The 16,128-nt window shown below is 48.2% G+C and carries 15 protein-coding genes; 8 read left to right on the forward strand and 7 right to left on the reverse strand.

Annotated features, from left to right (window positions below; translation table 11 throughout):
* Nucleotides 1-285: 285 nt before the first annotated feature.
* Complete coding sequence (locus P6910_RS18210; protein ID WP_317142671.1) at nt 286-522, forward strand: hypothetical protein; 237 nt, start codon at nt 286-288, stop codon at nt 520-522.
* Between the two features lie 94 nt (nt 523-616).
* Here the strand turns inward: P6910_RS18210 and P6910_RS18215 are convergent, their stop codons facing one another.
* The 3 genes from P6910_RS18215 to P6910_RS18225 all read right to left on the reverse strand — a co-directional run bounded on the left by P6910_RS18215 (nt 617) and on the right by P6910_RS18225 (nt 3,092).
* Complete coding sequence (locus P6910_RS18215) at nt 617-1,537, reverse strand: M14 family metallocarboxypeptidase (protein ID WP_317142672.1); 921 nt, start codon at nt 1,535-1,537, stop codon at nt 617-619.
* Nucleotides 1,538-1,636: 99 nt separating this feature from the next.
* Complete coding sequence (locus P6910_RS18220) at nt 1,637-2,479, reverse strand: sulfurtransferase (protein ID WP_317142673.1); 843 nt, start codon at nt 2,477-2,479, stop codon at nt 1,637-1,639.
* A gap of 298 nt (nt 2,480-2,777) precedes the next feature.
* On the reverse strand, nt 2,778-3,092 hold the full coding sequence (locus P6910_RS18225) for a hypothetical protein (RefSeq protein ID WP_317142674.1): 315 nt from the start codon (nt 3,090-3,092) through the stop codon (nt 2,778-2,780).
* A 502-nt stretch (nt 3,093-3,594) separates the two neighbouring features.
* Here P6910_RS18225 and P6910_RS18230 point away from each other — a divergent pair.
* The 4 genes from P6910_RS18230 to P6910_RS18245 are packed head-to-tail and all read left to right on the forward strand — an operon-like array spanning nt 3,595 to nt 7,292.
* Nucleotides 3,595-4,560 carry a glycosyltransferase family 2 protein gene (locus P6910_RS18230; protein WP_317142675.1) on the forward strand — a complete coding sequence of 322 codons (966 nt, stop codon included), beginning with the start codon at nt 3,595-3,597 and terminating at the stop codon, nt 4,558-4,560.
* Nucleotides 4,547-4,915, forward strand: a complete 369-nt coding sequence (locus P6910_RS18235; RefSeq protein ID WP_317142676.1) for a GtrA family protein — start codon at nt 4,547-4,549, stop codon at nt 4,913-4,915. Before P6910_RS18230 ends, P6910_RS18235 begins: the two co-directional genes overlap by 14 nt.
* Nucleotides 4,912-5,718 carry a ChbG/HpnK family deacetylase gene (locus P6910_RS18240; protein WP_317142677.1) on the forward strand — a complete coding sequence of 269 codons (807 nt, stop codon included), beginning with the start codon at nt 4,912-4,914 and terminating at the stop codon, nt 5,716-5,718. Before P6910_RS18235 ends, P6910_RS18240 begins: the two co-directional genes overlap by 4 nt.
* Nucleotides 5,700-7,292 carry a glycosyltransferase family 39 protein gene (locus P6910_RS18245; RefSeq protein ID WP_317142678.1) on the forward strand — a complete coding sequence of 531 codons (1,593 nt, stop codon included), beginning with the start codon at nt 5,700-5,702 and terminating at the stop codon, nt 7,290-7,292. Before P6910_RS18240 ends, P6910_RS18245 begins: the two co-directional genes overlap by 19 nt.
* A gap of 17 nt (nt 7,293-7,309) precedes the next feature.
* Here P6910_RS18245 and P6910_RS18250 read toward each other — a convergent pair whose 3' ends face one another.
* From P6910_RS18250 to P6910_RS18260, 3 genes are all read right to left on the reverse strand, one after another.
* Nucleotides 7,310-7,780, reverse strand: coding sequence for a glycine zipper 2TM domain-containing protein (locus tag P6910_RS18250; RefSeq protein ID WP_317142679.1), 471 nt, complete (start codon nt 7,778-7,780; stop codon nt 7,310-7,312).
* Nucleotides 7,781-7,854: 74 nt separating this feature from the next.
* Nucleotides 7,855-10,182 (reverse strand): inositol phosphate phosphatase SopB, encoded by a 2,328-nt coding sequence (locus P6910_RS18255; RefSeq protein ID WP_317142680.1) that lies wholly within the window; start codon nt 10,180-10,182, stop codon nt 7,855-7,857.
* Between the two features lie 12 nt (nt 10,183-10,194).
* The gene (locus tag P6910_RS18260; protein WP_317142681.1) at nt 10,195-10,803 is read right to left on the reverse strand and encodes a Yip1 family protein; all 609 of its coding nucleotides are present in this window, start codon (nt 10,801-10,803) and stop codon (nt 10,195-10,197) included.
* A 233-nt stretch (nt 10,804-11,036) separates the two neighbouring features.
* Between P6910_RS18260 and aspA the strand changes: the two genes are divergently transcribed.
* From aspA to P6910_RS18275, 3 genes are all read left to right on the forward strand, one after another.
* Nucleotides 11,037-12,473: an aspartate ammonia-lyase gene (aspA, locus tag P6910_RS18265; protein WP_317142682.1), complete on the forward strand. Its 1,437-nt coding sequence runs from the start codon at nt 11,037-11,039 to the stop codon at nt 12,471-12,473.
* 626 nt (nt 12,474-13,099) lie between these two features.
* A complete protein-coding gene (locus P6910_RS18270) occupies nt 13,100-13,753 on the forward strand; it encodes a response regulator transcription factor (protein ID WP_317142683.1) in 654 nt (217 codons plus the stop codon).
* 437 nt (nt 13,754-14,190) lie between these two features.
* Complete coding sequence (locus P6910_RS18275; protein ID WP_317142684.1) at nt 14,191-14,697, forward strand: response regulator; 507 nt, start codon at nt 14,191-14,193, stop codon at nt 14,695-14,697.
* Nucleotides 14,698-14,703: 6 nt separating this feature from the next.
* Here the strand turns inward: P6910_RS18275 and sbcB are convergent, their stop codons facing one another.
* Nucleotides 14,704-16,128, reverse strand: a complete 1,425-nt coding sequence (gene sbcB, locus P6910_RS18280) for an exodeoxyribonuclease I (protein ID WP_317142685.1) — start codon at nt 16,126-16,128, stop codon at nt 14,704-14,706.

Genomic DNA, 16,128 nt, shown 5'->3' on the forward strand with positions numbered 1-16,128 from the left:
AAAAGAGTAGCCTGTTTTTTGCTTTCAGCCTTTCAACAAAAAGCCTTTACACACAATTGAAAAATTTGGTATACAATGCACTGGAAATTTAGCCAAATGCATTAACAACCATGAATTCCACACTATCCATGACCAAAACCATTATGAAACGCGGCATTATTATGTGCTGCGGGGTCTGTCGTGGATAGCTTAAAAGCAGAAAACACAGCCCCCGCACCAAGAGAAGGTCCGGGGGCTTTTTTTTGCCACTGCGAAATAAAGCGTCACGAAAAAAAGGAGAAGACAGTGAGCGAGCTCAAACTCAGACTGGTCACGACAGGTAGCCTCGACAGCCTTGAGAAAGTATTGAATTCCAGTGCAGAAGACGGCCTCAAGATCAGCAACTTTTCTGCTGAGCTGGTTCCGGAGCGAGGCCATTACGAAGTCAAAATGTCTGTCTCAGGCTTTACCAGCCAGAACCAGGTCGTCAGTAAGCTGGCTATGGAGAAAGATATTCGCGAGCTGACGCCGCTGCGCAGATGATCCAGCAGCCTGTCAAGCTGAGGTTCTTTTGAAGCTTGTTTGCGGTTGATGTTTCCTGCAGTCATTGCCTGCTGCAGGAAACGCAGGCTCATAATCAGAGCTGACCCATTACATAATTGAGACCGCCGACAATGGCTGCTACCTGGGCATCATTACACTCTTCGTCAGTCACTTTTGGGCTGTCAGGGTAAACTTCAGTCGTCGTGCCAAACTTGCAGTCTGTGATACCACCACAAAGACCCAGCTTTTTCATTGGGTAGTGGATCACACCTTCCTGAATCACCGGCGAGCCAATAATTTTCCCCTGATCGTCTGCAGGTGCAATGTGCGTTACCAGTCTGACAGAATTAATCACTGCCTTCTGGAATTCGGGAACAGGGTTTTCAGTATCACCCACTGTGTAGAAACCATCAGGTATTCCTTCCTTCACGTAGCCTTTGCCATCCCTTGCTGCCAGGGCAGGACGAAATTCAGTTTCATCCGTATCCGTAGTTTCATGCAGATCGATATGAATCAATACTTCCTGTTCCAAACCTGCCACCAGCTTCATCAAGTTGGTAGACTCTTCTGCCGGGCTGTCTTTGTAGAAGGAACGGTTAGGATCAATGGCATTGGGATTCCAGCGATTGATGGTTTCATAACCCCAGGGGCTGATGCAGGGCGCCACCAGGATATTGAACTGGCTTATAAAGTTCTGAGCCTCAACTTCCAGAAATTTTAATGCACCGTGGACGCCACTGGTTTCATACCCGTGGACTCCACCGGTCACCAAAACAACGGGCTTATCAGTATTCCAGTTTCGACTCTTGATGGCATACAAAGGAAAACGCTCAACATCATAGGAAAGGGCACCATACCGCTCAACATCATAACGCTCTTTCAAAGCCATTATTTTAGGCACAACTTCCTTTTGGTATTCACGCTTGATGGTTGCTTGTTCAAACCAGGCTTTACGCTCTTCCTTGCCCCAAACTTGACCAGGAGTACCAATCGGGAATCTATAACTGCTGCCCATCTCTCTGCCCTTAATGCATTCACTAAAAAGGAGCAGAGTATACAGAGTTGTTTGCTTAGTCGCTTGTGATGGGAACATCCAGTCCAAAAGACACTGGGTTTAACTCAAACCGGTTGCTACCGGCCTGCAGTCATCGGTAATCCACTCACTCCATGAACCCGGAAAAAGTTTGGCAGCCGACATACCGGCGTATTCCATTGCCAAAAGGTTATGACAGGCAGTAACGCCCGAGCCACAATAAAACACAGGCTCCAGCCCATCGACCATCAGAACTCCCAGCTGTTTTCGTAACTGCTCTACAGAAAGAAAAGCACCTGAATTATCCATATTGGCAGTGAATGGATAACAGATTGCCCCGGGAATATGACCTGCTTTACTGTCAAGAGGCTCCGATTCGCCGGCAAAACGCTCGGGAGCACGGGCATCAATTAAACGAAAAACTGGACTTTGCAACTGTTCCATAACCTCACTGGCAGAGACTGTCATGCTGTGATTAACATCGGCCATAAAGTCAGAGGGGGTGATAGCAGGTGTTTCAGTCGTTACAGGATAACAGCCAGCAGACCATCTCTTGAAACCACCATGCAAAACCTGAACAGGTTTCACGCCAACCCAGCGTAATTGCCACCATGCACGGGCAGCCTTAGCATGATTACCGTCATCATAAACAACCACATGGGTGGTTTCGCTGATGCCCAGGGTTCTCAAATGTTCAGCAAACACCTCTGCCTCCGGCAGAGGATGCCTGCCGGTTTTCCCGGGAACCACTGGAGCAGAAAGATCTTTCTCGAGATCGATGTATCGAGAGCCGGGGATATGTCCCTGACGGTAAAGCGTCTGTCCCAGTTTGGGGTCGGCAAGACTGAAGCGGGCATCAAGCACAACAACCCCGGGGTCGGTTAGCAGGGTTGCCAGGGTTTCGGGTTCTAAGAAAGGTGACATCTTATAAATCCATCTCAACTTTTAGGGAGATGCTCAAACATCTCGGTGAGAAGACTTCACTGAGGTTCTGGATTATTACTGATCACTTCAGGGGCTGGGTGAAAACCCTGAGTGGAGATTCAGGGTTACTACCCGACTGTCCATGGTAGGTTCACATCCGTGTGAATTTGCTGTCCATGCATCTTCAACATATCAACCTGCTGAAGAGCAGAATGCAGGAAGAAAGCACCAGACTTTGTAAGACATTTCCTACAATTTTGTAATCAATCAATAAGCCCCGGTAAATAATCGTTATATCTCAGTGATCCGGCTCATTCAGCTCGCTCTGATCTACCACTTCGTCGTTGATCAGAACCTTTTCAGACAAAATGTCGCTGATATCCTCAGCTTCATCATCAATAATAATCCGTGTCACATCACCATTGCGCAACGAGAAATCATCGTTTTCTTCAGGTGTCCTGATTTCTGCCTCAGGCTGAGAGGGAGTCTCAACAAGCACATCGTTACTATCTACCTGCCGAGGTTCATCAGCGGGTTGCATCAGATAAAGCCCTGCGGCAACGGCCAGAATTCCAAAGCCAAATACCAGGGCAATCAGATGTTCCTTTCTCATAGCTACTCCATCACAGGGTCTGTGTATGATCTCAAAATCCGGACTATACCGTATCAGACGACAGGACATTGGTCATGCTTCTGTACCCCGAACTGACAGAATGCCCCAAGTGACTTCTCCCCGCCCTGTCGAGGGTTTACAGCTTTTTTGCTAAAAAATTCTAATGAAGGCAAGGATTCACGCAATCCTGAGTCGGTCCTTCAAAACTCTGACCGCAACTTGCTTTTTCAGAGACACCATACCACTATGGTGTAGAACTTTGCTCAATTTGTGGTCACAAGCACGAGTCAGGAGTGCTCTGTCAAACACCAAGAAAAAAGGCATTTTACTGTAGAACAACCTTTATCTTTTCCTGCAGCTTAGTGAATTGAGCTTCACTGTAAAGAGTGTCAAGCCGATAAATAATAACAATTAAACGTTGCCATGAGTCCGATGTATTGCTCCCCGTTCAAGGATGAAGAGCGAAACTCATGACCCTATAAATTATCGAGCCGGAGACAAAATGCCCTCTAACAACTTTTTACTAAGCTGTGTGGTGCCGGTTTTCAATGAAAGTCCGGTCATTGGTCGGTTCATGGAAGCACTGATTAAACAGCTTGAAGAGATCACCGTGCGTCTTGAAATTATTGTGGTGGATGATGGCAGCACCGACAAAACGGTCGAACTGGTCGAACCTTTCTGTGATGACGAGAGGATCAAGCTGATTGAGTTATCCAGAAACTTCGGCAAGGAGACCGCATTGACTGCCGGAATTGATGCTACTTCCGGTGACGCTGTGGTTTTGATCGACGCAGACTTTCAGCACCCTCTGGAAATGATCCCTGTTTTTGTTGATTACTGGCGACAGGGTTACCAGATGGTCTACGGCGTCCGTCAAGACAGGGAAAATGAATCTTTCCTGAAAAAGAAAGGCGCACAAGTTTTCTATCGAATCATGCACTCCAGCACAGGCATTGATGTACCGGCTCACGCAGGCGACTTCCGGCTACTGGACAAGGTAGTGGTCGATGCCCTCAGAGCAATGCCTGAACGCAGTCGCTTTATGAAAGGTATCTATGCCTGGGTAGGTTATAAGAGTATCGGTCTGCCCTTTCAGGTTAGAAACCGGCTGGCGGGGCAATCCGGCTGGGGTTATGGCAAACTGACCAGTCTGGCTCTTTCGGGCATTACAGCATTCACTACTTTGCCACTGAGGATTGTCGGTGGGCTCGGACTGATTATTTCATTCATCTCGGTGTTTTACGCACTCTTTATCATCTTTCGAACCCTTGTTCTCGGCGCCCCCCTGCCGGGCTGGCCCACGGTCATTGTTGCCATCACCTTTATTGGCGGCATACAGCTTTTGTCTCTCTGGTTACTGGGTGAGTACGTTGCCGGTATTTTCTGTGAAGTAAAAAAACGCCCCAAATACTTGATACAGAGACAACTGGGATTCAAAAATCAGAAGGATAGTAATGCAGCCGATTAAGTTTATTGTGACCGGCAGTACTGCTGCAGCTATTCACCTTTCTGTCCTCTGGCTTCTGGTAGACCTGACTCAAGTGAACCCGCTAATGGCCAACCCTGCCGCTTTCATTCTGGCTTTTATCGTCAGCTATCTTGGTCATTCATTGTGGACTTTTAATCACAAGCAACATGTACTTCGCAACACTCTGGTGAAATTCCTGCTGGTTCAATTGCTATGCAGTTTTGTGCTCAATCAGGGGCTTTATACCCTGCTGTTAACCTACACCGGTTTAAATTATCTAATGGCCAGTTTTATCGTCCTGGCAACGATCCCCCTGATCACTTATACCCTGAGCAAATACTGGGCCTTTAAATGAAAAGAATAACACTGTGCGCAGATGATTACGGGATTCACACCGGGGTATCGGAAGCTATTCTGGAACTGGCCATTCTGGGCAGAATTCAGGCCACCAGTTGTCTGGTCACTGGCCCGGACTGGATAAAACAGGCAAACAACCTGACGACCATTCAGGAAAAGATTGATATTGGCTTGCATCTTAATTTAACTGAAGGCAAAGGCCTCAGTTCCGCCTATGTGGACGGGCTCCCCAGCCTGAATCAGGTTTTAATCAAGAGCCATCTTCACCTATTAGACCGGACCGCGCTGCTGGAGGAAGTCACGGCACAATATCAGTATTTTGTCGACGCTACCGGTAAAGCCCCCGACTTTGTTGATGGCCATCAGCACGTACACCATCTGCCCATGATACGTGAAGCCCTGTTATCGGTAATACGCGCCTTTAGGCCCGAGCCTTCTTTCTGGGTGAGAAGCGTTACCCCCATCATCCGTCATGGTGGTGGCCTGAAAAGCTATATTATTGAAGGTTCCGGCAGTAAGAGTCTGACCTGCGAATTGATCAACCAGAGTATCAATACCAATACTTCCTTTGCTGGCGTCTATTCACTGAAACCGAAAGAAAACTATTCTACCCTGATGAAGGCATGGCTCTCTGATTCATACGACAAAGGGCTGATTATGTGTCACCCGGGTAAAACTGCCGACCACATCAATCTGGATCACCCTCAAGCCAGGCAGTTGGAATTTGATTATTTATCGAGCCAAAGATTTTTAGACGACTGTCATCAAACAGGAGTTGATCTGTGCAGAATGAAGCAATGATTGCCGAGCCTTCACCCTCTTCAGTGGTCATTAAGCACCCTTTTCGCTGGCTCAGTCTGATCTGCCTTTTTCAGTTGTTTTTCTGGACCCTGGGCCCCTGGTTGGTCAGAAACACGCTGCACTCTGACACACTAGAAGGCATTGCCTGGGGTAATCTCTGGCAGTGGGGGTATGAAAAACATCCACCACTGGCAGCCTGGAGTGCCGCTTTTTTTTCAAACTTGAGTGCTACCAGCGACTGGCCAGTCTATCTCTTTGCCCAAGTCACTGTGGTCATTGCTTTTGTTGCTGTCTGGCGTCTGGCCAGAGAATATTTAACCGAAGCTGGTGCCCTGTTGGCAGTCTTTCTGTTACAAGGCATTCTCTTTTACAGTAACCGGGTTGAAAGACTGACACCGGATACGCTTCAGCATCCAATCTGGGCTTTACTTGCCCTGACTTTTTATTTCGCAGTGACCCGTCAGTCCCTGACTTATTGGCTGCTGAGCGGAGTCATGTCAGGGCTGGCCATTCTGACTAAATATCAGGTGGCCGTTTTGTTTACGCCCCTGTTTATTGTTCTTTTAATCACCCACGAGGGCAGACTCGCACTTTCCTCCATTGGCCCATGGCTGGGTGGGCTTCTCGCACTGGCTATCGCCTCCCCCCATTTTTACTGGCTATGGGACAATGACTTTGCTGCAGTGAGCTATCTGGGAGAAAACTACGTTGAAAGTGAGCGTTATGGAACCGGTACAAACTGGGACCATCTGATATTTCCTCTGAACTTTATCAGGAATAATCTGGGCAATGTTTTAGTATTTTTTCTTTTAATGATCCCCCTTTTCAAAGCTCCCAGACTCCCTATCCTTTATGATCGTTTCAAAAAAGTTTTTCTAATCGCCATTGCGACAGGTCCATTTGCTTGTACACTCTTGTTTGGACTGGTCACCGGCGAGAAGCTCGTACCCCGCTGGGCTACCCCCTACTTCGTCTGGCTGCCCCTGCTGGTGCTGGTCTGGACTCGTCCATTGATCGATTACCCGCGTTTCAAAAGAGTGGTGTTCTGGTGTTTATTCACCGGGTTATTGTTTGTTTCATTGAGATGCAGCTACCTGCTGTTCAAACCTGTCTTTGATGAGGATTACTGGGATTCAGTGGAGTTCGTGCCTCTCAGGGCCCAAATGCTAAAAGCTGAGGAGTTGTGGGCATTTCATCAGGAAGATCACACTGAAAACGAAAGTTACATCCCTTATCTGGGCGGGCTTCATTACCACGTTGCTGAACTGATGGCGTACAGCCAGAATCAAAAAACCATTCCATTTTTTGGACTTAATCCGGCAGAAAGCCTCTGGATGAAAGAAGAAGATTTCCGCAAAAAAGGCGGAATCATTGTCATGACGGATGGCAAGCGATACTCAAAGGAAGTCAGGCAAAGGCTTGAAAAGAACTATCCTCAGGCTGAATTCCTGGGGCTGTTTGAATTCGAGCCCGTGACTAAAGTAAAGGTGAATAACAAGCCCAAACTGTTTGTGGAGTATTACCTTTTAAGACCTCAAAAGACCCCAGATACTCTGGCGGAGGGCATTAATTAAGCCGATCCGCCTTTTTCTCACTGAACCTTAACAACCCGGCTGGCAGTGCCCTGGGTAAGGATTTTTACTTTATCGCCAGCAGCGAAGCTAACGGCCGGATCAGCCTGTTGAACAACTGAAACATAAGAGCCGTCATCCAGCCTGACTGTTAGTTCAACACCCTGCTTGGAGGTAATTTTCTTCTCGGCCATATTGCCCAAAACGCCACCGGCAACGGCTCCAGCCACTGCTGCAATAGCGCTTTCGCGCTGACCACCAATACTGGAAGCTGCAATACCACCTGCTGCTGCCCCTGCCAGAGTGCCGACCTCACCCTGGCTGCCTTCCAGTTTAACCAGTCTGGATTCAGCGACAGTACCAAACCGGACTGTCTGCATTTGCCGAGCTTCAGAAGCAGAATAAGTAGTCCCTGTCTGATCGGTCGTACAGCCAGCCATAGAAAGAGAAAGCAGCAAGACGGTCCCTGCCTGTTTGATCCTATTGTTCATAAATATGCCTCCTGTTAGGTTTAATTCCAGTTTCCTGTCCAGTTTAGACTGTGTTAGGGCGACAAAATTCCCCACTAATGCACTGATTTGGAAAGCCCTCTGATTTCTTCGCGAATGGCAGGATCACCCACTCTCTCGGTGATCGATTCGACCCATTCTGTTTTATAACCGCGAACACCCACGTTCTGCTCCTGGACTTCCAGGTTACCGCTCTCCTGAAGAATCGTCTGGAACAAGGCTCTGTCAGCAGGGTCCACAATAGGTCCCGGTTCGGGCACCTCACCGGTTTCCGGATTAATCCTGGCCGCCAGAAACTTGATTTCGGCATCGAGCATTCCGGTTCTGTCTTTACCGCTTTTGCAATTGGATAATGGCACAGCACCTACCATGTGAGTCAACAGGGCCACTCTGGTGGCCAGCTTATAGGCATCATGATGATGGTGATAATGGCTACCTTTTTTATAGATCGCTTTAATCTGAGTGGTCAGATCCATTACTGATCGATCATGCCTGGTTAACTGATCCAGCTGGGCATTCAGTTCAGAAACTTTTTCCCCGTTGCCGGCTTCTTCGGCGTCCCTGATCTGCGTCCTGATTTCCTCACCTTTCTTTGAGGTGCCGCTGAGAAATTCACCCGCCATACCGCCCGGGATGCTGCCCTTACCCGGTTTTCCTACCAGCATTCCCATAGCCGGATCGTTCATTTTTTTCTGGAAAGATCTTCCACCTGTTACCAGAGAGGCGCTTCCAACCCCACCCCAGTTCACAGGAATATTAAAGCGTGCCTGTTTGAAATTAAGTTTGATTGTCCGGCTCTGTCCATCAGATCCCGGAAGTTCCATCGTGATAGGCTGTTTGGCAGGGTCAGTAAAGTAATTGAAAGCTTCATTCTGAGCTTTCTGCATTTTTCTCTCTTTTCCGGAACCCAGACCTGTCGTGACCATAGAGGTGGACGTCATAGCAAGTGTTGGGACTGGCCCTCCCTGTGACGCTATCAGAGCTTGCTCAAAAATATCTGGCCGGGTTGCCAGAGCCGAAAGCAAGATTTCTCTGGCCTTGACTTTTCCACCTTCAGCCTTTAGATCGGGATCCCAGTCAACGCCATAAGGATCGGCAATGCCATGCCTTATGCCTGTGTAGACATTACTGTTATTAATAGAAAAATCGCTGCGATTCAGGTTAGTAGCATGATAGGTGTTGGTCGAATCGATCCCGCTGACGCCATAACCTGCATAGTCAGTTTCATACAAACGAGAAACCTCTCCCCTTAACGACTCTGGTACTTTGATTTCAGCCGCAGGTTGCTGTCTGGAAGCAAACTCAACTCCAGCCTGAGAAAAAGATTTTTCTATCGTTTTCCAGGGACGAAAATTTAACTGATCGATTAAAGCCTCCTCGAAATCTCTGGCCACGGTTTGCTTATCGACGCCTGCCGAAACCAGGGCGTCCTGCAGAATTTTCGGGTAGTGCTCTTTGGCCTTGCGCATCTCTTCCCTGTTGACGGGTTCATCGCCCTTAAGCTGGACGGTTTGCTGGAGTCTTCTCAACTCATTCAATAGCTGACGATCGAGCTTGGTCAGACGTTCTGCATCCTCTGTACGTCCTTCTCTCAGAGCCGATTGTGATTCATTCTTCAGAACTTCTCTGGCTGAATCAAACTGCAGCTTCTGTAACTTGAACAACTCTTTGTGGTCGTGAGTACTTCCGGGAACGACCGCTTCAGAATCGGATACAGGTATCTGGTTATGATCTGAGAGTGTCTGGGACTCCCTGCTTTCATTCAGGTGCACCTTTAACACTTCTCTGGCAACCTCCCTGTCTACATTCCTCAGAGATAATTCACTGAGGAGCTTACCTGGAAGCTTCCGCAGATCTTCCACCATCTTTTCTGTCACGGGTTCATAGTTCTGATGAATCTTTTGCTCATGCTGCTCGATGAACTCTTTCATTGCCAGAATAAGCTCGCCACCATCAGACTGAAGCCGGGCTTCAATGAGAACGTCCTGAGCTACAGAAATAGCTGCTCTTTCGAATTGATTTCTGGCCTGCCGATAAGCCCTCTGAACTTCAGGACTGTCACCCTTACCCATTTTTACCTCGGCGAAGACATCTCCAACCTCTCTGAAAATATCCTTTTCCTGAGCCTGAGATTGAATATTGCCAGACATCATCTTCGGCACAGGCTGACTGAATGCAGTGATTTGTCTCTGCTCTATGGGGATATTACGAAGTTCCCGGTTACCTCGTCCTGGCAACTTTTTCAGAACATTCTTAATGGCTTTGATGAACCTGTTCTGGCGGCTGCTGTGCCTCGCCTCCTGCGCTTCCCCGATATCGGGAGTTGCCACTTGAGGGCTAACCGGTGTGGGCTGGATGCCCGATGGAAGTTTGCTGCCATCCATAGCTATGATTCCTCAGTCAGGGATAAATTCCGGTCCCAGTCCTATCTCCCAGAAAAAGACCGTGACCACTTTCATAAAGACCAGTACAACCAGTGCTGCACAGACAATCGAGCTGGCATAAAGAAAACCTCGCTCTTCCGGTATTTTCATAAAAAGCGGGACTCCCAGATACAGCAACCAGATTGACCAGCCTATAGCAGTCAGAATCAGCAGCATGGTGATCGGGATAGGGGGGTAAAGACCACCAATACCGGTGAGACAAAGAGGAAAAGAGACATAAATCGCGAAGCAGATGCAGTCCATGTAACTTCTGCCACTGCCATAGGTTTCTTCCATCCAGTGAGTAAAAAAGCCCATCATGACGAGAGCCAAAAAAATAGCCACCCAGGCAATAAGAGCCATTATAAGGGCACTCAATGAAGAAACTTTGACGTGAGCTATACCTGAGGCCGACCAACCTAAGTAAACTGCGCCAAAATATGAACAGATTCCGGGCAGTGAAGAAAGAATCGGTAAATCCCTCAGCACCGCCACAGGGGCTGTCTGATCAAATCGGGTGCGAATCTGTGTCCATTCATGCCTGGGATTAAAGAACAGATCTGGAATATGATTTAGTAGCATTAGCTAGAAGCCTTTGACATCCTATTAGAAGAATAGCCAAAGGTTGAGCCTGTAACCGGTCATCGGTAGCTATTCACACCCTGAATGGTGACATTTGTAATAGTTTGATAGGTAGAATTTCATATTGCCGGAAGCTCTAAGCAGGAACAGACTAACCCTGATATTTTGAGGTGGCAATTAATCAGACTAACCATCTCTTGTTGCCGATATTCCTTATTAGTGGTGATACATCAATGGCACTGGATAATACTGATCTGAACGAATACCGCATCGAGCATGATCTGCTGGGTGAAGCCCCTGTACCCCAGGAGGCATACTATGGCATCCAGACTCAGCGAGCCCTGGAAAACTTCAACATTTCCGGTGTCACTCTGAACCACTTCTCAAACATTCCAAAAGCCCTGGCCATGGTTAAGAAATCCTGTGCACTGGCCAACCGTGATCTGGGAATGCTGGATGCCGCCAAGGCTGATGCCATCGCGGACGCCTGTGACGAGATTATCGCCGGAAAACTGCATGACCAATTCTCCGTTGACATGATTCAGGGTGGTGCCGGAACCTCCACCAATATGAATGCCAACGAAGTGATTGCCAACCGCGCACTGGAGCTGATGGGTTACCGTCGTGGTCAATATGAGCACCTGCACCCAAACACCCACGTTAACATGGCACAGTCTACCAATGACGTTTATCCAACGGCTATGCGTCTGTCCATGGTATTGAAGCACAATGAACTGGTTGTAGCCGCCAAGAGCCTGAAGAATGCCTGTGATGTTAAAGCAGAAGAGTTCAAAGACGTTCTGAAAATGGGTCGTACCCAGCTGCAGGATGCTGTACCTATGACTCTGGGTCAGGAATTCCGAGCTTTCTCAACCACTATTGGTGAAGACATTGATCGCATCAAGGATATGGCCAAGCTACTGTGCGAAGTCAACCTGGGCGGTACTGCCATCGGTACAGGTATCACCGCCGACAACCGTTACGCACCTCTGGCGGTTAAATACCTGTCTGAAATTTCCGGCCAGAATATGATCCTGGCGGGTGACCTGGTAGAAGCCACCTCCGACATGGGCGCTTTTGTTATCTTCTCCAGCGCCCTGAAGCGAATGGCCGTCAAGCTGTCCAAGATGAGTAATGACCTGCGTCTGCTCTCTTCCGGCCCCCTGTGCGGCTTTAATGACATCAATCTGCCTGAAATGCAGCCAGGTTCCTCCATCATGCCAGGTAAAGTTAACCCGGTCATTCCTGAGGCCATGAGCCAGATCGCTTTCCACGTTATCGGAAACGACTTGGTAGTGACCATGGCTTCAGAAGCAGCCCAGCTGCAGCTTAACTACGCAGAGCCAGTACTTGTTTACAAGATTCTGGAATCCATCCAGCAGCTCACCAACGGTATGTTCATGCTGTCTGATCGCTGCGTTAAAGGCATTACAGCTAACAGAGACGTATGTATGGATTATGTCTACAACTCTGTTGGCCTGGTAACCGCTCTGAACCCCTACCTGGGTTACGAAAACTCCAGCCGCATTGCCAAAACCGCCTTGAAGACCGGTCGTCGTGTAGTAGATCTGGTTAAGGAAGAAGGCTTGCTGACGGATGAGCAACTGGCGGAAATCCTTAAGCCAGAAAACATGATCGCGCCACTGGACCTGAGCAATAAGGTACACTGATCGTTAAAATCAGTCGTATATAATGACGTCTGGCGTATAAAGAACCGCACTACTGCAGGTGCGGTTCTTTTATCGTCCCTTTGTCCTCGGAAGCTGTTGGGAGATTAAGACCAACAGGGATTTTACCGCCCAAAACCTGCCCTTCTGCATACTTACCCACATTTAATAAACATTTACAGTAGTTTTACCACTTGGAATGTATAATTTTTTCATTAACATTGCGTATTCCGTTAGGCGACCAGTAGAAAGCGAAATTATCTGAACCATTCAAACGTAATTACGACTTGGAAATATCGGACATCGAATAACCAAGCTCAGTATACTGGGTTGTAGTTTGCAAAAAGCTGTCCAGCAAAATCCAGGCAGAACAGCCCACTCAGTGTAAGTTGAAAAAGAGGCATCAAGCGTTACAAGAAACAGCCCGCGCGGAGCATAGCTACTTCGAGGTGTTGTTACTTCAGTGCATTGTTACAAACCTCTGCTACACTGAGATCGAATTCCACAGCCGTTAAGCATGTAAAAAAATGAATGACGTGGTTCTATCTTCGCAAATTTTCTCCGGCCTGACGGCGTTTGATTATTAAATCCGTTTACGGCAACTTTTATACAGTTACAGTGGAGTCGTTATGCAGCAACAGGATATGAAGCAGGAGCCCACCGTTTTCATCATCGACGATGACGAGGCTGTTCGTGATTCGCTGAAAATGCTGATGAAATCTGTTGGACAGACAGTAGAAGCTTTCTTTTCCCCAGCCGAATTTCTGGAAGTCTACGATGAAAACCGTCCGGGATGTATCGTTCTGGACATTCGTATGCCGGGAATGAGTGGGCTTGAGCTACAGAGCAAGCTCAACGAAATGCACTGCATTCTGCCTATTATTTTTATTACCGGACACGGCGATGTGCCTATGGCCGTTCAGGCTATCAAGGATGGTGCAATGAACTTTATCCAGAAACCGTTCCGCGACCAGGAGCTTCTGGATCTGATTAATGACGCCTTGAAACTTGATGCGCAACAACGTCGTGAGCTGCTTGAGCACAAAGAAATCCTTCGTCGTCTTTCCACGCTGACAGACCGTGAGCGTGAAGTTCTTCACCATGTTGTTGAAGGCAAGGCGAACAAGGTGATCGCTGCTGACATCAATCTGAGCCAGAGAACGGTAGAAATCCATCGCTCTCGTGTGATGGAAAAAATGGGCACCAAATCCCTGGCCCACTTGGTTCGACAGGTTATGCAGGTTAAAGAGCACCTGGAAGGTGAATTTTACTTCAAGGTCTGATCTCTATCCGGGGCGCCTTTATGAATGACGCCCCGGTTCATTAATCTCTCCCTGGTAGTGGTCAGCACACAGTCTTGTCAGTCCATAACACGCTAGCCCTGCTCCTCACAATTATCTCTAGATTCCCTGCGAAGCCTTGCGCCACCTTTTAAGTAGTCCCCGTACAACGTCTAGTACATCCCTCCATTCAGCAATTCTTAGACTAATCCTAAACTCCTAATACGCTATGAGAGAGCTGAGGGCAGAAGTCGATTTTTCTTAAATGAACGAGACTATTTTTGGCTACCAACGGGTAACTGAATACTTTATTAATAAAAAATCGATCATTTCAGAAAAATCATCTACTTTATGGCAACTAAAGTTTTTCTTTCATTGCAGATAACGCTCTGCTGGATGTAGATGCCCTGTGTTAAGAGAGCAGGTCATTTTTTCAGAGCATGAGTACAACAGAGTTCCCATTTTCTGGCAGGATACCCGATTACCCTGCGGAAGCTGGCGTCTCGGCAAAAGACACAAGTATTGTTATTGAATTGACCATCAAGGCTGCCCCTATGAGCTTGGCAACAAAAGCTACTGTGTATCTATTGGAACAGGATACAAATGTTACCGACACCATCCGCGGCCTGTGTGATGAGAAGTCTATGTTACTCAAATGCTTCAGCAACAGCAGTGAACTGTTGATGGCGATGCAGGCCATAAAGCCTGATTGCATCATTGCTGAGAATGAGAAAGAAAGTAAAGAAGCTATAAAGCTTCTGGAGGCCCTGAACGAAGGTGAACATGATATTCCTGTGATCGTTCTGGGACACCATAATGATGTCCACACTGCCGTCGCGGCCATTAAGGCAGGCGCAGTCGACTACATCGAAAAGCCCGTTATTTATGGCCGACTGGCTGAGCACTTTAACCAGGTGATCGGCGGGGGGGGTGCAGCTGCAGTTTGATTCATTTCAACTCACAGAGGATTCCAGCCCCCTGACGTAACCGGCCAGCTCATCAAGCAGAGCCTGCTGTGCGACAGAAGCCATCCCCTGGGCTTCATCCATGGCCTGCCAGAACGAGCCAAAGCCGAGAATCCGGTCGTCACCGTCAGACAGTCTCAGCTTTCGATAAGATTCCCAGGTTTCCAACTCTTCGACATCCAGTGTCTCTGGATAATGTCGTGCCCGGTAACGAAACAACATGTCATCCAATCGCGCATCATCGAAAGAAAAGCCCAGTCTCGCCAGACAGGGAGGCTCCGAAGATCTGATCACCTGCATTCGCTCTTTATCTTCATCAGAGAAAAAACCACCTGTGTAGATCATCTGATCCGGATCGCTGGAAGTGCTTTCTGGCACAGAGTCAAATACCCGCTGAACCTTCTGCATCACTTGTGGATGTTGCAGCAGCCATTCCCTGTGACTGGAACACGCATTCAGATCTATCCCCAGTCGCTGCTGATCCTCAGACCTGAGTACCTTCAAGGGAGCCACTACCGGGCATTTATTGATATGCACCACTTTCAGAGCAATCCTTTCCTGCCCTTCTCTGGCAGGTGAGAATAAACGCGCCTGTAACTCTTCCACCGACAGGTCCATCAGAACTTCAGGGTCAACAGACAAGTCGTAAACCACCACCCCATTGCGATTAACGGGATGCATGGCAACAGGCATCACGACAGCAAGACAGTGCTTCTGGGCACCAAACATACCGGAGACATGGACAACAGCCTCTTTTTTCATCAGATTCAGCTGCTGGGAAACGTTTCTCTTATTGCGAAGATTCAAGATAAAGTTGAAGACTCGGGGTTGTCGGTCACGTATTAAACGCGCCATCGCTATAGTTGCTCTCACATCAGACAAAGCGTCATGAGCATCGCCATGTTCAATCCCGTTTGCCCGGGTCAGTTCTTCCAGCTTATAACTGTTAAAACCATCTTCTCTTTTGGGCCAGACAATACCTTCAGGCCTCAGGGCAGCTGTCAGCCTCACCAGATCGATGAGATCCCAGCGACTGTTTCCGTTCTGCCACTCCCTGGCGTAGGGATCATAAAAGTTTCGATATAGGCTGTTACGAGTCACTTCATCATCAAAGCGAATGGAGTTGTAGCCTGCGGCACAGGTTCCGGGCTCCACCAGCTCGGCATGAATCTGACGAATAAACTCCGGCTCAGCCACTCCCCTTTCGTTGACAACCTGTGGTGTCAGACCGGTGACCAGACAGGCCATGGGATGAGCCAGATGATCCGGAGGTAGCTTACAGAAGATATTGAGAGGCTCCCCGATTTCATTCAACTCGGCATCGGTTCTGATACCAGCGAACTGGCAAGGCCAATCCGTCGCAGGATCGGTTCCAAAAGTTTCATAATCGTGCCAGTAAAAACTTCTCAGCAT

Origin of the sequence: Endozoicomonas sp. 8E, from assembly GCF_032883915.1 — a bacterium.
In the GTDB taxonomy this organism is placed as follows: Bacteria; Pseudomonadota; Gammaproteobacteria; order Pseudomonadales; family Endozoicomonadaceae; genus Endozoicomonas_A.

Coding starts and splice junctions, on each gene's coding strand:
- P6910_RS18215 (WP_317142672.1), bottom strand. CDS start 1,537: ATGGGCAGCAGTTATAGATTCCCGATTGGTACTCCTGGTCAAGTTTGG.
- P6910_RS18220 (WP_317142673.1), bottom strand. CDS start 2,479: ATGTCACCTTTCTTAGAACCCGAAACCCTGGCAACCCTGCTAACCGAC.
- P6910_RS18225 (WP_317142674.1), bottom strand. CDS start 3,092: ATGAGAAAGGAACATCTGATTGCCCTGGTATTTGGCTTTGGAATTCTG.
- P6910_RS18230 (WP_317142675.1), top strand. CDS start 3,595: ATGCCCTCTAACAACTTTTTACTAAGCTGTGTGGTGCCGGTTTTCAAT.
- P6910_RS18235 (WP_317142676.1), top strand. CDS start 4,547: ATGCAGCCGATTAAGTTTATTGTGACCGGCAGTACTGCTGCAGCTATT.
- P6910_RS18240 (WP_317142677.1), top strand. CDS start 4,912: ATGAAAAGAATAACACTGTGCGCAGATGATTACGGGATTCACACCGGG.
- P6910_RS18250 (WP_317142679.1), bottom strand. CDS start 7,780: ATGAACAATAGGATCAAACAGGCAGGGACCGTCTTGCTGCTTTCTCTT.
- P6910_RS18255 (WP_317142680.1), bottom strand. CDS start 10,182: ATGGATGGCAGCAAACTTCCATCGGGCATCCAGCCCACACCGGTTAGC.
- P6910_RS18260 (WP_317142681.1), bottom strand. CDS start 10,803: ATGCTACTAAATCATATTCCAGATCTGTTCTTTAATCCCAGGCATGAA.
- aspA (WP_317142682.1), top strand. CDS start 11,037: ATGGCACTGGATAATACTGATCTGAACGAATACCGCATCGAGCATGAT.
- P6910_RS18270 (WP_317142683.1), top strand. CDS start 13,100: ATGCAGCAACAGGATATGAAGCAGGAGCCCACCGTTTTCATCATCGAC.
- P6910_RS18275 (WP_317142684.1), top strand. CDS start 14,191: ATGAGTACAACAGAGTTCCCATTTTCTGGCAGGATACCCGATTACCCT.
- sbcB (WP_317142685.1), bottom strand. CDS start 16,128: ATGCTGAGAAGTTTTTACTGGCACGATTATGAAACTTTTGGAACCGAT.